The 23,391-nt window shown below is 52.9% G+C and carries 19 protein-coding genes; 17 read left to right on the top strand and 2 right to left on the bottom strand.

Annotated elements, in window-relative coordinates; translation table 11 throughout:
• Positions 1-77 precede the first annotated feature (77 nt).
• The gene (locus tag KB449_RS12680) at positions 78-962 is read right to left on the bottom strand and encodes a LysR family transcriptional regulator (RefSeq protein WP_282908729.1); all 885 of its coding nucleotides are present in this window, start codon (positions 960-962) and stop codon (positions 78-80) included.
• Between the two features lie 119 nt (positions 963-1,081).
• Here KB449_RS12680 and KB449_RS12675 point away from each other — a divergent pair, with 119 nt between their 5' ends.
• From KB449_RS12675 to KB449_RS12655, 5 genes are all read left to right on the top strand, one after another.
• The gene (locus tag KB449_RS12675) at positions 1,082-1,567 is read left to right on the top strand and encodes a nucleoside deaminase (RefSeq protein WP_282908728.1); all 486 of its coding nucleotides are present in this window, start codon (positions 1,082-1,084) and stop codon (positions 1,565-1,567) included.
• 240 nt (positions 1,568-1,807) lie between these two features.
• Positions 1,808-3,310, top strand: coding sequence for an alpha/beta hydrolase family protein (locus tag KB449_RS12670; protein ID WP_282908727.1), 1,503 nt, complete (start codon positions 1,808-1,810; stop codon positions 3,308-3,310).
• 292 nt (positions 3,311-3,602) lie between these two features.
• Entirely contained in the window at positions 3,603-6,086 is a 2,484-nt protein-coding gene (locus KB449_RS12665; RefSeq protein WP_282908726.1) for a glycoside hydrolase family 9 protein, read from the top strand.
• A gap of 335 nt (positions 6,087-6,421) precedes the next feature.
• Positions 6,422-8,872, top strand: a complete 2,451-nt coding sequence (locus KB449_RS12660) for a glycoside hydrolase family 27 protein (RefSeq protein ID WP_282908725.1) — start codon at positions 6,422-6,424, stop codon at positions 8,870-8,872.
• Positions 8,873-9,001: 129 nt separating this feature from the next.
• On the top strand, positions 9,002-9,580 hold the full coding sequence (locus KB449_RS12655; RefSeq protein WP_282908724.1) for an LURP-one-related family protein: 579 nt from the start codon (positions 9,002-9,004) through the stop codon (positions 9,578-9,580).
• Positions 9,581-9,937: 357 nt separating this feature from the next.
• Here KB449_RS12655 and KB449_RS12650 read toward each other — a convergent pair whose 3' ends face one another.
• Positions 9,938-10,852, bottom strand: coding sequence for an AraC family transcriptional regulator (locus KB449_RS12650; RefSeq protein ID WP_282908723.1), 915 nt, complete (start codon positions 10,850-10,852; stop codon positions 9,938-9,940).
• A gap of 191 nt (positions 10,853-11,043) precedes the next feature.
• Here KB449_RS12650 and KB449_RS12645 point away from each other — a divergent pair, with 191 nt between their 5' ends.
• The 12 genes from KB449_RS12645 (at position 11,044) to KB449_RS12590 (ending at position 23,271) form a co-directional block, all read left to right on the top strand.
• Positions 11,044-12,141, top strand: coding sequence for an alanine racemase (locus tag KB449_RS12645; protein ID WP_282908722.1), 1,098 nt, complete (start codon positions 11,044-11,046; stop codon positions 12,139-12,141).
• Between the two features lie 106 nt (positions 12,142-12,247).
• Positions 12,248-13,585, top strand: coding sequence for a M20 family metallopeptidase (locus tag KB449_RS12640; RefSeq protein ID WP_282908721.1), 1,338 nt, complete (start codon positions 12,248-12,250; stop codon positions 13,583-13,585).
• Positions 13,572-15,038: a M81 family metallopeptidase gene (locus tag KB449_RS12635; RefSeq protein ID WP_282908720.1), complete on the top strand. Its 1,467-nt coding sequence runs from the start codon at positions 13,572-13,574 to the stop codon at positions 15,036-15,038. The genes KB449_RS12640 and KB449_RS12635 overlap by 14 nt, the downstream gene beginning before the upstream one ends.
• Before the next feature lie 30 nt (positions 15,039-15,068).
• Positions 15,069-15,827: an SDR family NAD(P)-dependent oxidoreductase gene (locus tag KB449_RS12630; RefSeq protein ID WP_282908719.1), complete on the top strand. Its 759-nt coding sequence runs from the start codon at positions 15,069-15,071 to the stop codon at positions 15,825-15,827.
• Between the two features lie 55 nt (positions 15,828-15,882).
• Complete coding sequence (locus tag KB449_RS12625; RefSeq protein WP_282908718.1) at positions 15,883-16,302, top strand: RidA family protein; 420 nt, start codon at positions 15,883-15,885, stop codon at positions 16,300-16,302.
• A 473-nt stretch (positions 16,303-16,775) separates the two neighbouring features.
• Positions 16,776-18,377 (top strand): hypothetical protein, encoded by a 1,602-nt coding sequence (locus KB449_RS12620; protein WP_282908717.1) that lies wholly within the window; start codon positions 16,776-16,778, stop codon positions 18,375-18,377.
• A gap of 813 nt (positions 18,378-19,190) precedes the next feature.
• On the top strand, positions 19,191-19,628 hold the full coding sequence (locus KB449_RS12615; RefSeq protein WP_350356270.1) for a VOC family protein: 438 nt from the start codon (positions 19,191-19,193) through the stop codon (positions 19,626-19,628).
• A 357-nt stretch (positions 19,629-19,985) separates the two neighbouring features.
• Complete coding sequence (locus KB449_RS12610; protein WP_282908715.1) at positions 19,986-20,537, top strand: 2'-5' RNA ligase family protein; 552 nt, start codon at positions 19,986-19,988, stop codon at positions 20,535-20,537.
• A 79-nt stretch (positions 20,538-20,616) separates the two neighbouring features.
• Positions 20,617-21,030: a hypothetical protein gene (locus KB449_RS12605; RefSeq protein ID WP_282908714.1), complete on the top strand. Its 414-nt coding sequence runs from the start codon at positions 20,617-20,619 to the stop codon at positions 21,028-21,030.
• A gap of 248 nt (positions 21,031-21,278) precedes the next feature.
• Complete coding sequence (locus tag KB449_RS12600) at positions 21,279-21,584, top strand: hypothetical protein (protein WP_282908713.1); 306 nt, start codon at positions 21,279-21,281, stop codon at positions 21,582-21,584.
• 192 nt (positions 21,585-21,776) lie between these two features.
• Positions 21,777-22,121 carry a hypothetical protein gene (locus KB449_RS12595; RefSeq protein WP_282908712.1) on the top strand — a complete coding sequence of 115 codons (345 nt, stop codon included), beginning with the start codon at positions 21,777-21,779 and terminating at the stop codon, positions 22,119-22,121.
• 364 nt (positions 22,122-22,485) lie between these two features.
• On the top strand, positions 22,486-23,271 hold the full coding sequence (locus KB449_RS12590; RefSeq protein ID WP_282908711.1) for a DUF1206 domain-containing protein: 786 nt from the start codon (positions 22,486-22,488) through the stop codon (positions 23,269-23,271).
• Positions 23,272-23,391: the final 120 nt, after the last annotated feature.

The raw sequence follows: 23,391 nt of genomic DNA, 5'->3' as shown, positions 1-23,391 counted from the left end.
TGCGATATTGACGAACAAGCAGGCGAAAGGCGCTCTCGCAAGCGCTTCCGACTGCTTTTTCCCATTGTGCATGGCACCTACTTCTCCGAACGGTATAGATCGATAAAGTTCCGGGCTGCCTTAGACAATCGATGGCGGCGCAGAGCCACAAGACCGATAGACGATATCAACCCGGATTCGCCGGATAGTTTTCGTCGCCTAATGGGAAAACCGGGATAATGGTCAAGCAGCGATTCCGGAACGATCGAAATGCAGAAACCGGCGGATACCAAGCGCATTAAGAGGCCGATATCGGAGCATTCCCCTTGGATCGTCGGCTCCAGTCGAAGTTCGGAGAACGATTTCAAAATCAAATAATGGACGCCTAGACCTTGCGTGCTTGGAAGCAGGAGTGGGAGATTGACGACGTCAGCCAGGGAGATCTCCCGTTCATCCCCGAACGTATGCCGATCAGAGGAAATAACATAAAACGGTTCTTGTTCATGATGCAGGACCGACAGATCGTCCCCCAGCTCAAGCGGCAGCCGGACAAAAGCAAGTTCAACCTCGCGTTCTCGAACCAAGCGACATAGATGAGACGATTCCCCTTGATGAATTTTGTAAGTCATTTTCGGATATAGCCGATTAAAGTGCTGGAGAGCGGGAGAGAGGCCCGCTACGGACAAAGTGTTCACGCCAATGGAGAGCCGGCCGTTCAACCCGTTGCCAACTTCCTGAACCTCCGATTTGGCCGCCTCCATTAATTCAATCATTTGCAACGCATACTCGTACAAACGTTTGCCTGCCTCAGTCACTTCCAGTCTTTTGCCGATTCTCTCCAGAAGAAGTGCGCCAACGTCCTCTTCCATTGCCTTCAATTGCTGGCTTAACGGAGGTTGGGAGAGATGCAGGCGCTTGGCTGCGCCCGAAACCGTGCCTTCCTCTACGATGGCAACGAAATAACGCAGCTGTCGAATGTCCAACGCCGCTTCCCCCTCGCATGTATATGAAAAAGCTTATTTAATAACGATATAATCAATATTTTTCATATCAACCTTCCCATGCTACCATGAGGGCATAAGAAAGAACAGGAGGGACCATCATGATTAACGAAATCGATCTGATGCATCTGCGCCGCTGCATTGCGCTGGCCGAAGAAGCGCTGGGAGCCGGTGACGAGCCGTTTGGTTCGATCCTTGTCGCGGGCGACGGCGACGTGCTCATGGAGGATCGCAACCGCGTGGCGGGCGGGGACCATACGCAGCATCCGGAATTCGCGATCGCCCGGTGGGCGGCCGCTCATCTGACGCCCGAGCAGCGAAGGGAAGCCACCGTGTATACGTCCGGCGAGCATTGTCCGATGTGCGCCGCAGCCCACGGTTGGGTCGGACTGGGCCGTATCGTATACGCGAGCTCCTCCGCGCAGCTGGCCGACTGGCTTGGCGAATGGGGGGTTCCCGAGCCGAAGGTGCGCACTTTACGGATACAGGACGTCATTCGGGATACGGTGGTCGAAGGCCCTGTTCCGAGACTGGCTGCGCAAGTGAAGGAGCTTCATCGCCGGCTGCGAGCCTTTTCTCAAGGATAAAGCAAAAAAAGGGGAGAGGCGGGTGTCCAATCGACGGACGGCAAGCAAGAGCCGGCGGTAAGGAAGAGCGATATTACGATAACGAGCATTTGATTAATCTAAAAAGTCGCATATATGCGGCTTTTTTTTGCGCCTTACAAAACTGCAAGGTAGATGTAAGGCAAATCGATGGTTTGGGCGAGACTGGCAGGATTATATTGGGATAAACGTAAACTGATATTTTCAAAAAGGAGAATCGAGATGAGGCTGTTTGAACTGTTGCTTTTATTGTCAAACATCGGCTTGTTCGCGTTATCCATCCTATTAAAAAAAGGGTTGCGCAGGATTCCAGTATTCGTAGCAAGCGGGATCGCCGCGCTTTTACTAATCATTCACGGGACGGTAGAAGGATTCAGAATTCAGCTGGTTTTCCCCTTCTGCATAACGGTCCTTTTTTTAGCCGTTTCAGGTTATCGATATTATAAAAAAAAGGACGTAAGAAAAATCCCGCGATTTATGCTAGGTTCAGCTTATACCGTCATAGCGATCATGCTGGTCGTAACTGCGGGTCTCCTGTATGCATTTCCTGTTTTTAAACTGCCTGAACCGAAAGGCGAATTTAAGGTAGGAACGCAAGCTTTTCATTTCGTGGATACGAAAAGGGAAGAGATTTTCGACAAAACGAGCGACGGTAAGCGAGAATTGATGGTTCAGGTATGGTATCCGGCTCAAGCCGGCACCGGCAAGCTCGCTCCTTTTATTCCCGATACCCGGATATTAAGCTATATGGCCGCGAACTATGGCCTTCCCGGGATTACTTTGCAACACCTGAAGTACGTATCCAGTCATTCATATTCGGGAGCCAAAGTCTCATCGGCACAGACTTCCTACCCGCTAATCCTTGCGAATCCCGGCTTCGGCTCTTCCAGGTTCCTCCACGCGGCGCAAGCCGAAACTCTCGCCAGTCACGGATACATCGTGGCAGTGATCGACCACACCTACAATACATTCGCAACCGAGTTTCCGAACGGCCGAATTACGACCAGCACAACGAACGACTTATTCTCATCAGATCATGATTACCGGACGGAAAGCGGCAATCGCGACAAACTTGGAAAAGTTTTAACCGACGATGTGGCGTTTGCGCTGGACCAATTCGAGCTTCTTCATTCGGGACGGATCCCAAGCGATCTTAAAGGGCGGATCGATCTCGGTCATGTCGGGACGTTCGGTCACTCCATCGGCGGAGCGACGGCCTATGATGCTTCTTACGATCCGCGAATCGCGGTTGGCATAGACCTGGATGGGGGGCTTTATCGCCTGCGTGACAGGGAAGGTCTGCAGAAGCCGTTTTTGTTCATGAACTCGGAAAGCGAGTTCGAAAGATTAAAGTTGGTGATGGAAGATCATATCTACACGGATGCAGAGCTTAAACGCTTGGGCAACTCAAGAGCGTGGATGGATCAAGTAGCGGTGGACAAAAAGTTAGAGCTTGAACGGATGCGCGAAACGGTTGCTTCGGGTGGGCAATTCCTCTATATCGACCATACGGAGCATTTGAATTTTACCGATGTACAGTTCATTTCTCCGGTTTTCAAATGGCTGGGCATTACAGGGAAGATTGCGCCTGAAAGAGCGAACGCCGTCATCAATGCCTATATGCTGGATTTCTTCGATATGCATCTCAAAAATCGTGGCGGAAGCTTATTTGAAGGACCGGATAGCCGCTTTCCGGAGGCGAAGAATGAAACCTCGCTCTTATAAAGAGCGGCACCCGCTTGAAAATGAACCGCCCCGTAGAGGGCGGTTTTTAAGCATTTACAGGTGATCGGCTCTTCCGCGAACGACGGAACAATGGACTCAATCGGTTGCGCTCGATTGCCGACAGCCATCCGCCATCCGCAACAAGCAGACGTGAAGCACGATTCCAGCGTGACGATCGGCACCGGAGCTAACAATAACGTGGATTCATTCGCTTTTCCCGTTAATTGCCTATGCATGAGAGCTTGGCTATATTATCATCAATGTCAGAAATCCATAAAAGGAGTGCGACTACATGGAAAAAGGAAACGGCCCCGCCGCCGCTGAGAACAAGGGGTTCAACTTAAATCGCGCAACCGGCTATTTTGAAAATCAGGGCGTGAATGTGATGGCCTTCGACGATATTTATCCGGAAGGGCATCAATCCGGCGTAAGCATTCTCATGCACGGCAATCGCGTCGCCACGAACGGCGACATACGGTTCGAGCAGACCCCGGGACAATGGCAGCCGGTGCCCAAGCAGGGCAAGCGCGAGCTGGACGAAGCAGCGAATGCGATCGTCACTTCGCTCGGCTTTCCGGACAAATCGAAACACTTAAAAGGCTTTAATCCGATGGTCTATCCGGAATTCGAGTTTAATTACAACGTGATCGTTCAAGGGGAAGGCCCCTCGGTCAAAGTGACGGTCGATTTGGACAGGCCGATCCCGGACAGGTTCGTCGGTAAAATAAGCTTTAACCTGGAACTGTTTCCCGGCGCGTTGTTCGGCAAGCCCTGGATCATGGACAACCAATCCGGCATTTTCCCGGAACAGCCGAACGGTCCGGTTTTGTCGCTGCCCTCCAATCATGCGCATCCGGGGAGCTTTGGCGAGCCCGATGCGAAAGCGGATCTTCAACGGCTGACCGGCGGCAACAAGGGATACAACCCGATGATCGCCGACGATCTCGTCGCTCAGCCTTATGCCGTGGGAAAACGTTTTACCGTGCGGCCCGAAGATCCGTACAACCGCTTCACCATCGAAAGCAAAGGGGCGGAGCTCAAGCTGTACGACGGGCGAATGAACCATAACAACGGCTGGTTCGTGATCAGCAGCGAGGTGCCTGCAGGAGCCACTGGTCATGCGATCGAGTGGATCATCACCCCTAACGTCGTGGAAGACTGGCTCGCTCCTGCCGTCGTTCAAACTTCGCAGGTCGGGTACCACCCCGGTCAATCGAAGACTGCGATCATCGAGCTTGATCAACGCGAGAGCAAACGCGAAAAGCTGTCGCTTTTCAGAATCACGGAGTTCGGCGAAAAGGAGGTTTTCTCGGCAGCGGGTGAAGAATGGGGACCATTTCTCCGCTATCGCTATCTCAAGTTCGACTTTACGGATATCAGGGAGGAAGGCCTGTACAAAGTCCAATACGGATCGTCTTCGTCATCCATCTTCCGGATTGCCGGCGATATTTACGACCGTGGCGTCTGGCAGCCGGTGCTGGAATATTTTCTTCCCGTCCAGATGTGCCATATGCGGGTAAGCGAGAAATACCGCGTCTGGCATGGCGATTGTCACGAACATGACGCCCGGATGGCTCCGACAAATTTGAACCACTTTGACGGTTACGAACAAGGCGCGTCCACGCTCACCGACTACAAGCCGGGCGACTTCGTGCCGGGGCTGAATGTTGGCGGTTGGCACGACGCCGGCGATTTTGACCTGCGGATCGAATCGCAGTCCGGCGAATTTTATACGCTCGCCCTCGCATACGAGTCTTTTAACGTCTATTACGACGCGACGACGATCGATCAGGACAAGCGAATCGTCGAGATCCACCAGCCTGACGGGAAAAACGACATTCTGCAGCAGATCGAGCACGGCGTCTTGTCCGTCGTAGGCGGCTACCGCGCATTGGGGCGTCTTTATCGGGGAATTATCGAGAACGACCTTCGGCAATACGTTCATCTTGGCGACAGCGCGAGCATGGATTCGGAACGTTGGGTGTTCACCGAAGACAATCCGCCGCGGGAATTGACGACTGCCGCCCATCTCGCAGCCGCTTCGCGCGCCTTGCTCGATTTTAACCCTGTTTTAAGTCAGCAAGCGTTGCAGGCCGCCGCCGAACTATTCAAGATGACGGATGGGACCGGCAATGCCAGGACGGCAAAGGTGCATGCCGCCGCCGAATTGTTTTTAACGACCGGAGAAGACGCTTATAAAAGCCACTTGTTGTCGGAAACGGATTTTATCGTCCAATCGATCGACCAGGTAGGCTGGTTTATCGCTCGCGCCGAAAAAGCGATGAACGACGCCGGATTCACGCAAAAGTTTTGTTATGCCTTGCCGGCGTTAAAAGAGCAGTTTGCGCTGCAAAGTGCCGAGACGCCTTACGGTATCCCGTATCGCCCGCACATCTGGGGAGCGGGATGGGGAATTCAACAACAGGGATACGAATATTATTTCCTGCATCGGGCTTATCCCGATATTTTCGAATCCGAGTTGATTTTTAATGCCCTAAACTTTGTATTGGGCTGTCATCCAGGCGCTAATACGATGTCGTTCGCTTCGGGCGTAGGCGCCAATTCGGCAACGGTAGGGTACGGACTAAATCGCGCCGATTGGTCCTATATTCCCGGCGGCGTCATTTCGGGTACTGCGCTGATTCGTCCCGACTTCCCCGAGCTGCTGGTATTCCCTTATTTGTGGCAGCAGGTGGAGTATGTACTGGGAGGCGGTTCTTCGCACTTTATGTTTATCGCCTTGGCGGCGCAGCAGCTTACGAGCGGCAAATCGTAAAGAATAGCAGGGATGCCGGCCATGACATTGAAGTGACGATCGAATGCGATGCAGAGAGAGGTTTTCTGCATCGCATTTTTTTGCGATTTGCAACCATTTTAAACAAAAAACGGCGATTCGGTACGCCACACGGCGCAATTGTACCTATTTTTATTGACGCAAGGAAATGATAATGAATCTAATCAAATGTGTAAGCGCTATCAAATATTCTAAAAGGAGGGGATGCGGCGGAGCAAACGGTATGCAACTGCATGGCGGCCGCAGGGAAGTCAACGCGCCCATCGGCGGTCTGTTCGTGGCTTCACGATCCATTAGAATGGGAGATGATGTTCATTATGTTCAAACCTTTCATCAAGCTTCGCATCCTCTTGCTGACCGTTGCCATTCTCGCGACGCAAGCGGGAATCGCGATGCCGCAAGGGCAAATCGCGAGCGCCGCCATCAACGGACTCGGCCAGAAGCCTTATATGGGCTGGAGCAGCTACAGCATGCAGGTTTATTCGGGCAGCAATCCCTTTATCACGGCAGCCCAGATCAAGGCGCAGTCGGACGCCATGCACGCCACCCTGCAGTCTCACGGCTACGAATACATCAACATCGACGCAGGCTGGAACGGAAGCATGGACGGATACGGCCGGCCGGTCCCGAGCACGACCCTTTACCCGAACGGCTTCCAGGACGTTATCGACTACGTGCACAACAATGGGCAAAAAATCGGCATCTATCTGATTCCCGGGCTGTCGAAGGACGCCTACAATGCCAACCTGCCGATTTATGGCACGACCTCCTGCCACATGCAGGATATTGCCGTCTTGCCGCTTACGACGGCGGACTATTGGAACATCGGCTACAAGATCAACTTCGCGAATCCCTGCGCCCAAAGCTATGTCAACTCCATCGCCGATTTGATCGCGTCCTGGGGCATCGACTTCGTGAAGTTCGACAGCGTGACGCCGGGCTCCGGCCATAACGATACGTCGATCGACGCGCGCGACGACGTGAAGGCATGGGCGACCGCGCTTGCGCCGCACGGGATCTGGTTCGAGCTCTCCTGGGCGCTCGACCATAACTACGTCGATTATTGGAAGCAATACGCCAACGGCTGGCGCGTCGATTGGGACGTCGAAGCTTATCAGCCCGGCGTGAAGCTGACCGAGTGGAACAACATCGCCCGCCTTTTTCCGGATGCCGAAATTTGGTGGCGCGATGCGAGGCCGGGCGGCTGGAACGACTTCGACTCGCTGAACGTCGGCAACGGGACGATGGACGGCTTGACCCAGGACGAGCGCCGCACGGCGATGACGTTATGGTCGATGTCGTCTGCGCAGCTGTACACGGGCAATGACTTGACCAATCTGGACAGCTTCGGCATCGGACTCTTGACGAATGACGAGGTGATCGCGGTCAATCAGGCGGGGCGCCCTGCGCATCCGGTCTCGACCGCGACCAACCAGCAGGTATGGTACGCGAACAACGGGGACGGCAGTTATACGGTCGCTCTGTTCAACCTCGGCAGCGCTTCGGCTACGGTGACGGCGAACTGGAGCGACATCGGCCTATACGGCTCCGCAACGGTCCGCGATCTGTGGACGCACACCGATCTGGGCAAGTTCGCGACGGGCTACAGCGCCGTGAATCTCGCGCCGCACGCGTCCCGGATGCTGCGAGTCGTGACGAACGGCGGCGCTAACGTTGTAAACGACGATGACACGGGCATCTCTTATACGGGAAGCTGGCAGCGGAGCTGGAATCGCGGGCTCGGCGATTTCAAGGACGATGTCCACTATACGCAAACGAACGGTGACTATTTCGAATTTTCGTTCAACGGAACCGGCATCGACTTATATACCGAGAAGGATTCGTCACAGGGAAATGTCGACATCTACATCGACGGCGTGCTGAAACAAACGGTCAATACTTACAATGCGACGCGTCAGACGCAGCAGAAAGTATATAGCGTTTCGGGGCTCTCGAACGGCGTTCATACGTTGAAGGCGGTGAAAAAGACCGGTACGTTCATGCTGCTCGACAAACTCTCGTTTAACGTTGCTTCGCCGATCGAAGTGAACGATACGGATGCGGGCTTTACATTTTCCGGATCCTGGTCGACCAGCACCGCCCGCGGCTTCGGGGATTACAACGACGATGTCCACTATACGATGACGAACAACGATTATTTCCAATACGCCTTCAATGGCACAGGCATCGATCTCATTACCGAGAAGGAATCGTCGCAAGGAGACATCGACATTTATATAGACGGCATCTTCAAGCAGACGGCGAGCACCTATAACGCGACGCGGCTCGCGCAGCAGACCGTCTATAGCATCCGCGGCTTGACGAGCGGCGCCCATACCCTCAAAGCCGTGAAGAAGTCGGGAACGTACATGCTGCTCGACAAGCTGAGTGTCCGCAGCAGCCGTATTCAGCTGAATAATACGGATTCCGGCATCACGTACTCCGGCACCTGGTCGCAGAACGCCAATCGCGGCTATGGGGATTACAGTGACGACGTGCACTTCACGGCTGCCAACAACGATTACATGCAATACACGTTTAACGGAACGGGGATCGAGCTGCTGGGTGAGAAGGCGCCGGATCAGGGCAATGTCGACATTTATATCGACAACGTCCTGCAAACGACGGCGAACACGTACAACGCGACACGCATGGTTAACCAGTCGATTTACGGCGCAAGCGGCTTGACCGCGGGATCGCATACGATCAAGGCCGTTAAAAAGACAGGCTCGTATATGCTGGTGGATTCGCTGCGCGTGACGCCGTGACTTTAAACCTTAGTTAAGCATACGACGGCAGCCGGCCCAAAAGCGCGGCTGTCGTTTTCGTTCCTTTAGGAGGGGTTTTCCAACGGCTTGTCGAATTTATGATGGAATTCAAGTCACTGGAGGCTATCCATGAATCCTAAATTTACGCATACGCAATACCTTGTCAGGAAACAAGTGATGTCGTTGGTGGGGGCGAAGATCGATATTTTCGACGGCAGCGGACAACCGGTATTATTTTCGCAAATGAAGGCGTTCAAGCTGAAAGAAGATATTCGCCTGTTTTCCGACGATACGATGCAGGACGAGCTCATCTCGATTCAGGCGCGCAGCATCATCGATTTCTCCGCGATCTACGACGTCTTCGACTCGACGACCGGAGAAAACCTCGGTTCTCTTCGCCGCAAGGGCGTGAAGTCGATGCTGAAGGACGAATGGGCGATATTGGATACCAGCGAGAGAGAGATCGGGCTCATAAAGGAAGACAGCGCGCTCATGGCACTGCTAAGAAGGTTTTTGACCAATTTGATACCGCAAAAATTCCATGTGGAGATGGGCGGCGCGCCTGTTGCGTTGTTTAAGCAAGACCTCAATCCTCTGGTGGGGAAGCTAAGGCTGGACTTCTCGTATGATAAGGACAACCGATTGGACCGCCGGTTGGGGCTGGCTGCGGCGGTGCTGTTGGTTGTCATCGAAGGGCAGCAAGGATAGCGTCGGGCGGCGACGATTCATATGTGCGTTTTCAGCGTGCTGGGCTTTTTGGATGTTATGCGGGACGAAAAACCTGCATTTAAACATGTATTCTCTGCCGACCAACCACGCTAGATGAAATACCTGCAAATGCGCAGGTAAATACAAAGCACAAGCCGTAAATCTGGCTGATGGAGGAAAATAAATGCTCATTTGCATCTTTTCTTCTTATAAGTGGCGGCATTGACAAAAAGAGATATATATTTGCAGGCATTACGCGTAAACCAAGTTGCGGATAGCCACCAAACCTACAAGGACCGTTAGGGTGATCTATGATCATCCCTGGCAGTCTTTTTAGTTTATGGGTTGCATGAGAATTCAATGTACGGTCCGGACGATTTTGGCGCCGGTAGCCTTCGCATACTCCGACGGCGTCATCCGCGTCGTTTTTTTGAACTGCGTGGAGAAATAATGGATGCCGCTATACCCCAGCAGCTCCGCAATTTCGGTAAAATTGCGCTGCTCCTCACGTATCAGCTTTTTGGCCTCGGCAATTTTCCGATGATTGAAATAAGCGATCGGACCGCAGCCGGTTTCGGCTTTGAATAGCGATTTTAGCCGGCTCTTGCCGACGCCAAACGCGCGACAGAGCGTCTCCAGAGTCAAATTCTCCCCTAATCGCACGTTCATATATTCGATGATTTGCCGCGTCAGCTCGCTTTGCCGGCCGCCTTCCGCCGACTCGACGTTCGGCCCCGATGCAGGGAGAAGGAGGGCCGTTTGAACTTCCCTCGTACGGCGGATGAGCTGCAGCAGCAAGATTTCCAAGTAATTGCGGATAAGCTGCTCGCTGCCAAAAGGCGCATTTTCATTTCTTCGCAGCGGCGGAGCGCTGCGCAAGTGCGGCGAATCGAACGACTCGATGCCCGCCCGGATAATCTCCGACAGCAGATGACGTTCGCCGTCGGTCAGATGCAGGGGACGGTATTCGAACGCGCTCATGCAAGGAGAATCGCACTCGAAAGAAATGATGATCAGATTCGGCGCTACCAGCCGATTGGCGTGTCCCGTATGGAAATCGTTCGGTTTGTAAAAAAGCATGTCGCCTTGCTTGAGCAAATAGGAGCGGCCTTCGGTCACGATATGAATCTCGCCTTTATCCACGTAAATAAACTCCCAAAAGTTATGCTTTTCCCCGATGGAGACGAAGCTTTTGGACAGCTCCATGTAATAAAAGCTGATCAGCTTGCGGATTTTCAGTTCCTCGCGCAGCGTCAGGCGCGGAAATTTCATGAGCTGCCGCCTCCGGCCTTTTTTACAAAGATAACGGCTGAACGCATAAAGCAATTCCGACGTTTCGCTTTTATTATAAAAAGAAAAAACGCTTTATGACAGAGAGGATGTAGCGCCGGTGAAAAAATAGACGCGGTCTTCAGGCATTCGGGAGCGGCACCCATCGATTCAGCCGGAAAGGAGGCCTTCGTTTGTCAACTGAACTGGAAGCGCTCGACACGCCGGCCGTCGCGGTCGATCTGGACCGCCTGGAGCGGAACCTCCGCCAGACAAGCGAGCTGGCGTCTGCGGCGGGGGTTAAACTGCGGCCGCATATCAAAACGCACAAGAGCGCGTGGATCGCCAAGCGGCAGCTGGAGCTGGGCGCCTGTGGAATCACCGTCGCCAAGCTGGGCGAGGCGGAAGCGATGGCGGCGGCCGGCATCGCAGACATTCTGATCGCGTATCCGATCGTCGGCGCCGCCAAGCTGCAACGGCTGGCGGCGCTGACGAAGGTCGCCCGCATCACGGTCGGGATCGATAGTTTCGAAGCGGCAGCAGGTTTGTCGGCACTCGGCCAATCGCTGGATGTCCGGATACCGCTGTACCTGGACGTCAACTCCGGGCTGAACCGCTGCGGGCGGGAGCCCGGCGCAGCGTCGGCGGAGCTCGGAGCGAAAATTGCGGCGCTGCCAGGCGTATGGCTGGCCGGGCTGATGACGCATGCGGGTCATGTATACGGCAAGGCGTCCCGGGAGGAATGCCGCGAGATCGCGCAGGCAGAGGCGCAGGCCCTGCTGACAACGCAGGCGTGCTTGAGGGTATACGGCGTCGACGTTCGGGAGATCAGCGCCGGCTCCACGCCGACGAGCAAGTTTGCCGCGGAGCTGGCGGGCATTACGGAGATACGGCCCGGCGCTTACGTATTCGGCGACGGCTCGCAGCTCTACCCCGGTATTATCGGGGAGGAGGAATGCGCCATGCGCATCTATGCGACGGTCGTCAGCGCGCCGCGTCCCGATACGATTATCATCGACGCGGGCTCCAAAACGCTGACGACGGATACGAGTCCTCACCGTCCCGGGTACGGCTATCTGCCGAATTACCCGGAAGCCGTCATCGAACGGCTCAGCGAGGAGCACGGCATTGTCCGGGTGCCGGACGATTGCCCGCTCCGAATCGGCGACACGGTCGCCGTCATTCCCAATCATTGCTGTACGGTAACCAATCTGCACGACCGGCTGATTGGCGTGCGTAAAGGCCGGATCGAACGGATGATTCAGGTCGATGCCCGGGGCCGGACGCAATGAGGACTGCCGCCTTCGAACGACGGTGAGGTGTCCGTGCCAGATTCGAGCCCGGGGAAGGGAAGCAGAGCCCGAAGGCGGGAAGCAGAAACTAGAGCGGAGGTGACGCATGAGACGGGAAGCGCTGTCCGAACGAATTGAAAATTGGCTGAACGCGCATCGCGACGAAGCGGTCGGCTTGGCGCAAACGCTCGTCCGCTTCGAGAGCGTGAACCGCCCGCCGGGCGGCGACGAGGGCGCTTATCAAGAGGCGATTGCGGCCTATCTGACGGCTGCGGGAGCTGAGGTCGACGTCTACGAGCTCGGCGACGTTGAGGGACTTATTCATCATCCGGCCTATATGCCGGGCCGGGTGTACGCGGGACGCCCCAATGTGGCGGGCCGGTTCCGCGGCGGGGGCGGGGGACGCTCCCTGTTGTTCTCCGGCCATGCGGATACGGTCCGCGAAGGCAATAAGCGCTGGCGCTTCCCGCCGTTCGGCGGCGAGCTCGAGGACGGCAGGCTGTACGGCCGCGGCGCCTACGACATGAAGGGCGGCATGGCTGCAGCGCTAACGGCGATTCGCTGTCTGCGCGAGCTTGGCGTGCGGCTGAAGGGCGACGTATACGCCGAGAGCGTCGTCGACGAGGAGTACGGCGGCGCGAACGGATCGCTGGCTGCCCGGCTGCGCGGGCCGCATGCCGATATGGCGATCATTCCGGAACCAAGTAATTTGAGACTCTATTCCGCGCATCTCGGAGGCGGCGCGTGGAAGGCGGCTTTTGCGGGCAAAAACGGGATTGCCTTCAATGGAGAACGGCTCGTCAATGCGCTGGATGCCGCCGTCGACTTCGCCCATCTGCTGCGCGCATTCGGCGAACGGCTGCGCACTCTCTACCCCGCGCCCGCCCTGTGGCGCGAGAGCAAGGAGGCCGAAGCGATCGGATTAAAAATCGTAGCCGGCGATGCGGCGTGCGTCGTGCCGGAGATGCCCGAGCAAGCGGAGGTGCATTTCTGGATCGAAAGCTATCCCGGCGTTTCGGGGGATGAGATCGTGCTGCAGCTCCAGGCGTTTTACGAGTCGTCGCTGGATCGGTTTCCGATTTTGCGCGAATGTCGGCCCGAGATCGTACCGGTCATTCGTTACCTGGAGGCGAGCGCCATGCCGGATAACGAAGCTTGCCGTTCCTTCCTCGATATCGCTGCGAAGGCGGGACGCCGAGCACTGGGGAAGCACTGCATCGAGCCGGCCGGGGCGCCGTTCGCGTGCGACGCTTTCTTGTTTAATCTGTACAGCGCGACGCCGGCGCTCGTCCTGGGTCCGGCGGGCGGCAACGCGCATGCGCCGGACGAGTATCTCGAGCTGGACAGCTATCTGCGCCTCATCCGTTGGTATGCCGAGCTGACGGCAGACTGGTGCGGCGCCGAGTCGTTGGATGAAAAGGAGAATGCCGATGCCGCCTCTTAAGGAGGTCCGGATCGCAGTCGCGGGCCTCTTGCACGAGACCAATACATTTGCGCCTGGGATGACGAACGTTGATGCTTTTAAAGGAGAATGGGTCGAAGGGCGGCGCGCGTTTTACGAACGCTATGCCGGGACGCGCACCTCGATGGGAGGCGTCATCGATGCGGCAGCCAAACATGGAGTCGAGCTGGAGCCGGGCCTGTATGCCGCGGCCACGCCGAGCGGGCTCGTCTGCAGCCGCGCCGCGGAGGCGCTTATCGAGAGCGTCGTCGCCTCGATCGATCCGGCGGCCGCCGGGCTGGTGCTTATCATGCACGGCGCGATGGCGTCCGAGCAGTACGACGATGTGGAAGGCGAATGCCTGCGCCGAATCCGCGCGAGGCACGGAAGCGGCCTGCCGATCGCGCTTACGATCGACTTGCATGCGAATGTCAGCCCGGAAATGACAAATCTTGCGGATGTGATCATAGGCTACGACACCTATCCCCATATTGATATGCACGAGCGGGCGGAGGAGGCGTTCGAGCTACTGCTGCGGCGCATCCTGGGCGAGATCGAGCCCGTGCGCGCCTATGCGCATGCCGGCATGCTGATCGTTCCGCAGGCGATGATGACGGAAGAGGGCGCCATGAAGTCGCTGATGGACCGGGCCTTCGAGCTGGAGGACGATCCCCGCGTATTAAACGTGACCGTTGCAGGCGGCTTTCCGTATGCAGACGTGCCGGACGCCGGAATGTCGTTTGTCGTCACGACGGACGGCGACCGGGCGCTGGCCGATACGCTGGCGGCTGAGCTTGTACGGATGGCCTGGGATATGCGGACGCAATTTTCCATTGCCCAATCGCCGCCCTCCGAAGCGGTCGCCGCGGCGCTGGCGGAGCCGGAGGGGCCGATCGTTCTGGCCGAAGGCTCGGACAATGTGGGCGGCGGCGCGCCGGCCGACGCCACGCATGTGCTGGCCTGTCTAATCGGCATAACCAAACCCGCATTGATCGTCATCCGGGACGAGGAAGCGGTAGCCCGAGCCTTCGGGATCGGCGTCGGGGGCTATTTCGCGTGCGAGGTCGGCGGAAAAAGCGATCGGCTGCACGGGGATCCGGTCGCGGTAAACGGCAAGGTGCGACTCCTTTTCGACGGCGAGTATCGGCATGCGGGACCTTATATGACCGGGCAGCGGGCGGATATGGGAAAAACGGCTGTCGTCGCATCAGGCCTGCTGACGCTCGTCTTGACGGAGAAGCGCACGGCGCCATGGGATCTGGGCCATGTGAGGAGCGCGGGGATCTGGCCCGGCGATTATCACATGCTTGTCGTCAAGTCGGCGATCGCCTGGCAGGCTGCTTTCGGCCCCTTTGCCCGACGTGTCATTTACGTGGATTCGCCCGGCTGCTGCAGTGCCAATTTATCTCACTTTAACTATCGCAAGCTCCGCAGGCCGGTCTACCCGCTGGATTGAATGCTTTTTTTTCAAGAGAGGAGGGGCAGCATGAGGCTGCAGGGGAAGGTTGCCTTAATTACGGGAAGCGCCTTGGGCATCGGCAAAGCCGTCGCTGCCCGCTTCGGGGCCGAGGGGGCCCGCGTGGCGATGATGGGAAACGACAGGGAGTCGCTCGAATCGGCCGCCGCCGAGATCAAAGGCAGCGGCGGCGACGCCATCGCCGTGTGCGCGGACGTGCGGCATGCGGAGGAGGTGGCAGGCATGCTGCAATCCGTACTGGATGTCTGGGGCGCCGTCGACATCCTGGTGAACAATGCGGGGATTTGTAAGCCCGCCCCATTCCTGACGCTCTCCGAGGCGGACTGGGACCTGCATATGGACGTCAATCTCAAAGGAACATTTCTGGTCGGCCAAGCCGTCTCGAGAGCGATGGTCAAGCAGGGCGGGGGCGGCTCGATCATCAATATGTCGAGCGTGAACGGGCTGGCCGCGGAAGCCGATCAGGCGCACTATAACGCCTCCAAAGGCGGGATCAACCTGCTCACGATGTCCATGGCGCTGGAGCTTGCCCCGCATGGCATTCGCGTCAATGCCATCTGTCCGGGCCTGATCGAGACCAGACTTACGGCACCGCTCGTTCAAAATGCGGAAGCGCTCGCGCCTTATTTGCGGACGATTCCGATGGGGCGCGTCGGACAGCCGGACGAGATCGCGGACGCGGCGCTATTTCTCGCCTCCGCCGATGCGCGGTACATGACCGGCCATTGTCTCGTCGTGGACGGCGGTCAGGTCATCAAGCTGTCTTGAAGCTCCCGGCAAAATCGACGCTGTCTTTTAATTACCGAAAAGGAGTTCGATCCGCATGTCGCAAACAATTCATACAAGCTCCGCTCCCGAATTTCCGCTTCCCTTTTCTCAGGCGCTCCGCGCAGGCGATTTTGTCTATGTGTCGGGCCAGGTCGGCGTCGATCCGGTCACCCGCGAGCTTGCGGGCGCCACGATCGAGGAGCAAACCGTTCAATGCCTGCGCAATATCGAGACGATCCTCGGCGCTGCGGGACTTGCGCTCGAACATATCGTCAAGCTCAACGCCTATCTCGGCGACACGAAGGATCTGTCGGGCTACAACCAGGCATACGAGCGCGTGATGACGCGCCCTTATCCCACGCGCACCTCGATCGGCTGCGCAATCGGGCCTTACTTGATCGAGATCGATGCGATCGCCTACGCGCCGGCCAGACGCGGGGAAGACGCCGGTCCTATGAAGGAGGCTGCCGAATAATCGCCGTTGCATGCGCCGGACAACGAGATGAGGCGCGCGGCGAACCGTAAGCGGCCGAGCCGGATCACCCAAATTTATTCAGACTGCTTCGCTTCCTCAGGAGCTGACCGCCGCCGTTCTTCACGTAAAGGGAGGTGCGGCGGCTTTAATATTTTCCGCTTCAAATGGTTCAAGTTCAATACATAGCGAATCTTGCAAAGTAAAATTGCCCCATATTCTCAATCCCCTCGGAGAAAAAAGCGCGAAAAGCGTGGAACCCTCATCGCGATCTCGGGATTTATGGTTGATCAAGCATTCGTACTATGAAGGGTCCGTCTTATTGAATCTGCTGAAGGAGCCGACTGCGGTTGCCGGAATTGAATAACTTTGCCCTACTTAAAGCCGCTTTTATCGCGGCTTTTTTTGAAATCAGTTGAGGTAAAATAAGGGATCGAAAGATGAAGTAAGCAAATGAAATTGAAAGGGGAGCCAAGATGAAGCTGCATTATAGCATGGCCCATGAACCGCTGCTGGATTTATCCACGAGGGATGCGCTGGTTGCAAATATGAAGAAAGCAGGGATCGAGAAAATTTGGATCGCCGGTTTTTTCTCCGGAGACATGATCGATCTAGAAGAGCTTAAGCAAGCGAAGGATTTTGCGGAACAAAACGGACTTGAAATCGGTGCGCTGACGATCCCGATCGGGCACCCGGGCAATTCGCTTAACCCGGACGACCCCGATTCAAAGCTGAAAATCCCCGAGCATTGGCACTATCGGATCGATAACAAAGGGGGAACCGCCTATTTCTGCGGGGCGATCGATTCTTGTCTGATCGAGGACAATGGGAATGCGGCCAAGCTGCTCCGCGATGCAGGCTTTAAAGAAGTGTTTCTCGATGACGATCTGCGCGTCGGCAACTTAAATGCCAATATAGAAGGCTGCTATTGCGATGCATGCATAACGGAATTTAACGCGATTTATCGCCGTCAAGAGACGAGGGAAACCTTGAGCGCGCGAATGTCAGACAGACTGGACACGGCCTTAATGAAGGATTGGGTTGCCTTTCAATGCGACAAAGTTACGGCTGTCATGAAGGCGACGGACATAGAAGGCGTGAAGCCGGGGATTATGGTCATGCATTTCGGCGACGAGCGTCACGGCATCGATATTGCTGCAATACGGGAAGAAATGCCGGACACGCTGTTCAGAGTCGGGGAGCATCAATTCACTGATCGAAAATTCGCCAATCCGTACGCAAAAGGCGAAGAAATGCTCGGCATCGCTTACCACCTGAACTTCATAGACAAACCTTTCGCTTTTAGCGAAACGACGATTTTCCCTCCCCGGTCTCTAAAGGAACATAATTTGGTATATAAAGCGAAGCTGGCGATAGCGGCCGGGCTCGAAAATATCCTCTTCATGAGCGGCACATGGGTGATGGATGACAGCTATTGGAAAGCGATTGCTGATGCGCTTCCGGTATTGCGAGCATTTGACCATGACTGCGTGGACAGAGAGAGAACCTATCCGGTTCACCTTGCTTACGGTACGCACGGCGCTTATGCGGAATCCATTATCCCGACCAGCTTGCCGGTATTGGCGGGCTTGCCGGTCAAGCCCTTGCGTGCGGACCAGCGCGAAGATGACGGGGAGCTGCTCCTGTTTTTCGGCGATTATGAACTCACGCAGGAATGGCAAGCGAAGCTGCCTCGCTACAAGCAAGTTATTTTTGACCAAAAGGCCGTGTTGAAAAATAAAGCGGTTATCGAAGCGTTAAAGGCTATGGCTTTCAATCTTGTCTGCTGGGAGCATGAAGCGACATCAAAGCCCGACGCTGTGGAAGTATCGATGCTTCAAGCGCGAATCGGTCAAGATACGCGGGAATTCCCGCACATCGTCGAAGGAGGCTATATCGGACTGGTATGGCTGAAGAATAGCGAGAAGGTCATTTTGTATAACCTGTTGGAAACCGAAAATCAGGGCGTCGTCGAAATGTCGGGGGGCAAGCATCCCGTTCGCTTAAAACCGCTGTCCTTTGCGGTTCTAACCGGATCAGGCTCTCTATCAGAATATGATACGGAAATTCAGCTGTGAGTAACACAATTGGACAAATGACCTCCGGCAAACGGAGGTCATTCGTTTTTCTGGCGATCCCTGAAGCGGCCTCTACCGCACGCACGAATTCCTTAATGGTATAGTAGACGCGGAGGGATATACATGGGGAAACGAAGAAGAAATAAAACTGTTGTCATATTGGTGATGGTAACATGTGCAGTTCCTTTTCTTTTTCTATGGTGGTGGTTGAAGACATTTAGTTCCATATAATATTGGAGAAAAAATAACGATTTGAGCATTAGTCAATTTTATAATCGTGAAGGACTTCTAACAGGACAGGGCCGGCGTCAAGTTCCAGGTTTGCTGGCATTTTATCCGAACGGACGGCATGCCGTTGAATCAGGACCGCTACGCCAATGTCGATTCATTCGTGAACGGCCTCGCTCCTGTCTTGGTGAACAGCAAGTGAGGTTGCATCGACAAGTCGGGCGCATGGAAAATCAAGCCTCGGTACGAGGAAGCGAAAAGCTTCGAGCGCCGGATTGACGCCTGTCAAATTGAATGGCAAAGGCAAGCGTCAAGAAAAACGGTCCGTGGACAGTGATCCAGCAGACGGGCAAAGTGAAAGCCAGTCATTCCCATGAACACTGGCCTTTTCTTTTTCAATCTCTCCTCCGCATGTTCACCGCCGAGTTTTTGCGCATTAAGCAAGCGGGAGAATAGCACAACAAGTAATAGAAGGTAAATATAGGGTCGTATCGAAGTATACTGTATGATATGCGTCTTAGCTTGGTGGAAAGTGGTTTTCGCAGATTTAAAGAAGGAATTTTAAAGAAGGAGTTGTTTGAGTTGGTGGACCAAACGAAGACGGAACAGAAATTAGGGTCGGTGCTTGTCACGAAGGGAATAAAAAGGATCACAGGACTTGCATGTATTAATCTTCCTGTCCGAAATGTCGAGGTTTCAGCAGAATGGTACGTTGAAAATCTTGGTGTCATCTTGCTACGCGAACCTATGCGCTTTGATCAAAACGCCAATGCAATCATTCAGCTTGGAGAAAATGGTCCAAGCGTTCTAATGCATGAAGAGCAAGAACTGATTCCTTTACATTTTACACGACATGGAAAGCCGGCGCCCATCTTTGAGTTGCGTACCGATGATGCTGAAGCATTTTATACGCAATTGCTGGAAAATGAGGTAACCGTATCGAATCGCCATGATAACTTGCCCTGCGGCAAATACTTTCATGTTCATGATCCAGACGGTAATGTAATTACAATTGTAGAGTAAGAGGGATTAATATGTACAAGTTCAGGACTGCATGCGGCAGCCTTGAGAGGATGTGGGATTGTGTCGTTTGGAACGAAGAAGTTCTTTAAACGATTCGCCAGGAAACTAAAGGAATCAATAGGGCCAGGCCCATATAACGCGAATGGAATACCTGTATCTTGTATTCATTGTCGGTATGATAAATTCAAACATGGCTATGCTCAGTTAAATACATCTTTGATGAGCTTTTTAAACCTGGATTTTGCAAATCGTTCGGCGAATATTTTGACTTGTGACCGCTGCGGGTATATCCATTGGTTCAATAAAGAGGTTAAAAGGGGTTCGAGAAAATAAATACAATCTACAAGGGGTGTAAAAATGCCTTTTTTCATAGGAATTATTCCACCTGAAGATTATAAAGAAAAAATTTTGGTATTCCGCAATAATTGGGCTAAGACGTTTCGAAATCGATGGGAAAATGATGGATTTAGGGCTCCTGTTGAGCCACATATCACTGTTAAACTCTCAAATGGACTTACGGAGGATATGATTTGGCTTGAAAAGGTAAGGGAAGCTTGTGCTTCATTTCCAAACTTCCAAATCACATTGTCTAAACCAGGTTCATTTGGAACAGCGGTTACTTTCCTTAGCGTTGAATCGAAAGAGATATATAACCTACATAAGAATTTGGTAGACGCGATCACCCCACCGCCCGAATTTATTGACAGTAATACAGAGTTGGAAAACTTCATTCCACATTTGACTTTAGGTCAAACAAAATGGGGTATGAATGAAGCAGAAATCATAGAAATGAAATTGGCTGCAAGAGAAGCTTTACCGTCGTTTCCAAGCTTTAATGTCACCTTCGTTCGGTTATTTGATATCTCAAACAACGTACCTTTAGAGGATATTAAACTTGCCTGTCTTTGAGTGTACTGGCATTGGTATGGTTGGTCCATTCACTTACTTGATTTCTTATCTTTAAAGCCAGACGACGGAGGTTGATATAATGAGTATTGGTTATTCGGTAACTCCACTCGTAAAAAAGCTCGGAATTAAAACGGGATCAAGGGTGTTGTTGATTAATGAGCCCATTCATTATTTTACTTTACTAGGCGAAATCCCAATGATCGAGCGATTAAGTAGAGATTGTAACTCGCATGAAGTGGATTTTATTCATCTATTCTCTTCATCGCAAGAGGAATTATTCCCTTTATTAAGCGAATTTAAGGACAGAATCAATCAATCAGGCATGATCTGGGTTTCTTGGCCGAAGAAGGCTTCAAAAATAATGACTGATTTAAGCGATGAGATTATAAGAAAATATGCATTAAGCATAGGTCTGGTGGACGTTAAGGTTTGTGCTGTTGATGAGGTATGGTCAGGGCTAAAACTTGTTATTCCATTGAAAAATAGAAATTAATTATTTTCGCGAAGCTCGATGTACGCGGAATACAGTATCTCATTAACGACGTTTGGAACGCAACGACACGACACTTGCTTTAAAAACTCCTCTTTACGATCTAACATTAACACTTTTCGTTAACGATAGCGGTATCCGCATCCGCGCCATTAGCGCAGTACGCGTACAGAGATTGGAGTTTGTGTATCGGATGCAAGTTTCTATACATATGTACGAATTTGGTGATATATAAGATTGAGAGGTATAAAATGTTTGAAAACTTTGATTTCAGACCAGGAATTGTTAAATGGAATTCTTATAAATTAAGTCCTGAAGATATGACCGATCTTAAATGGTTAGATGAAGATATGTTTATGGTCGAATATCCAAATGGATACTTAGTTGATGTCGGATGGTATGGCAGATTTTCAACTCTAAATGGCATTTTTATTATATACATTATCAAGAACTCAGAATGGAGCAACCCAGTATTCAAAGAAGAATATCGTTCAGTAACCGAATTGTATGAAGGAATGAAAAAAGCAATTCATATAGTAAACCAGTTAATAATTTAACGTTTAAAAGAAGGTTAAATATGGTAATAATTGTGTTTCATTGAGAGGATTTTAATTTTCATGGATAAAAACAATAAAATAAAGAAACTTGGAATGAATGGTCCATTACAGATTTTGTAAAATACCGTTCAGATGATTCCGCCGCTAACGGCTAAATTACGTTAATCAACTCTCTGTTGTTAGGTGATGCGTATGTGGGAACATCCCTCAAATACTCAAGTCAAAAATTTAAAGAAGCAGTACGATGCGTTATACATGCAACTTGAACCAATCGTAAATGAATGGGATCCAATTGGATTAATAAATGGCGGTGCGCCAAAAGATGAGTATGACTGTATCACTGTCCAGTTGATCTCATTACTGCAACAGGGTAGGGATCAAAAAGATATTTTTGAGTTTATTATTCACGAGCTCGATGACCACTTTGGTATGGGTATTGAAACGATTAAAGGTGACTATAAGGAAAGGTTTATAAAAAAGCATAGGGACTTCAGTATACGCTTGGTGAAATGGTATTCAACGATCATCAACCATTAATTCATATGTCGACATAGTTATTTTTAAGGTTCGGAAGGGCTAATTTCTTGATTCCGTGTGCAGACGACTACATCTTATATCGTATTTGATCCGCGTCTAACGCGGATTTTTTGTTGTAGCGATACAAGATATTCCCAACTTTTGGACTAATTTATCCGGCGACGCACCATGGGAATAGAAGTTCATGTTTTGCGGGTTTGGCTGGATGGGTAATGAGGGTTCGACTTATAATCAGCGGGGAGGGAAGGCGAAGGCTAAAAATTTTCGCCGAACGATGAGCGGCCTTAACACGGAAAAATACGCGGAGAACGTGCATATAAATGATTCCCCTACAACGAAATCACGAAAGGCGATTCGCGAAGCGTTGCCTGCGATCGATAAGTTCGCCAGAGCGGGCTACTTGGCTAAAGGGACTGTCTATATCATGATCGGGGCATTGGCAATGATGACCGCGGTCGGGCATCGAAAGGAAACGTCGGATACGAATGGTGCCATTGAGACGATCGGCGCACAGCCGTTAGGCGGCATTCTGCTGCTCATACTTGCCGTCGGACTGGCTGGATTCTCGGCTTGGCGGTTTGTACAAGCATTCGCAGATCCGGACGGCGAGGGAGGGGACATTAAAGGAATTTTAGTACGCGCCTCTCGTTTTGGCGTAGGAATCTTCTATGCGGTAATCACTTACCATACAGCGAAAACGATCTTGGGCGACCAGCCGTCTTCGGGAAACAAAGAACAGACGTTGACAGCTATACTTCTGCAGCAGCCGCTTGGCGCTACGTTAATTGCGGCAGCCGGTCTCGGCTTCGCTATTTACGGGATTATTGAAATTGTCAAAGCGATACGCAACTCCTTTACGGACTCATTCAAATTGAATGAAATAAAACCTGCTATGTATCGACCTCTTTTGGCTACTGCGAAGTTCGGTCTGTGTGCCAGAGGCGTCGTATTCGGCCTCATCGGTTATTTTCTCGTGCGCACCGCCGTCTTTTCCGATCCTGAAGAAACAAAAGGCTTGGACGACGCGCTCGCCGAGCTTGCGCTGCAGCCGCACGGCCGATGGCTGCTCGGCGCAGCGGCGTTCGGGTTCGTAGCGTACGGGCTCTATATGTTCGGACTGGCCCGTTACCGGAAGACCATTTATTCATAACGATTGGCCGCGAGTGAAACCGACCGCCCGTGCTCTTCCTTGAAGAGCTTAGGCGGTCGGTTTTATTACACTTATCAGAATATAGCGGACCTTATGAATTTCATATCCTTACATTCATAA

Source organism: Cohnella hashimotonis, assembly GCF_030014955.1.
GTDB lineage: Bacteria > Bacillota > Bacilli > Paenibacillales > Paenibacillaceae > Cohnella > Cohnella hashimotonis.
The sequence above is the reverse complement of the archived record's forward strand: the minus strand, read 5'-3'. Positions and strand labels throughout refer to the sequence as shown.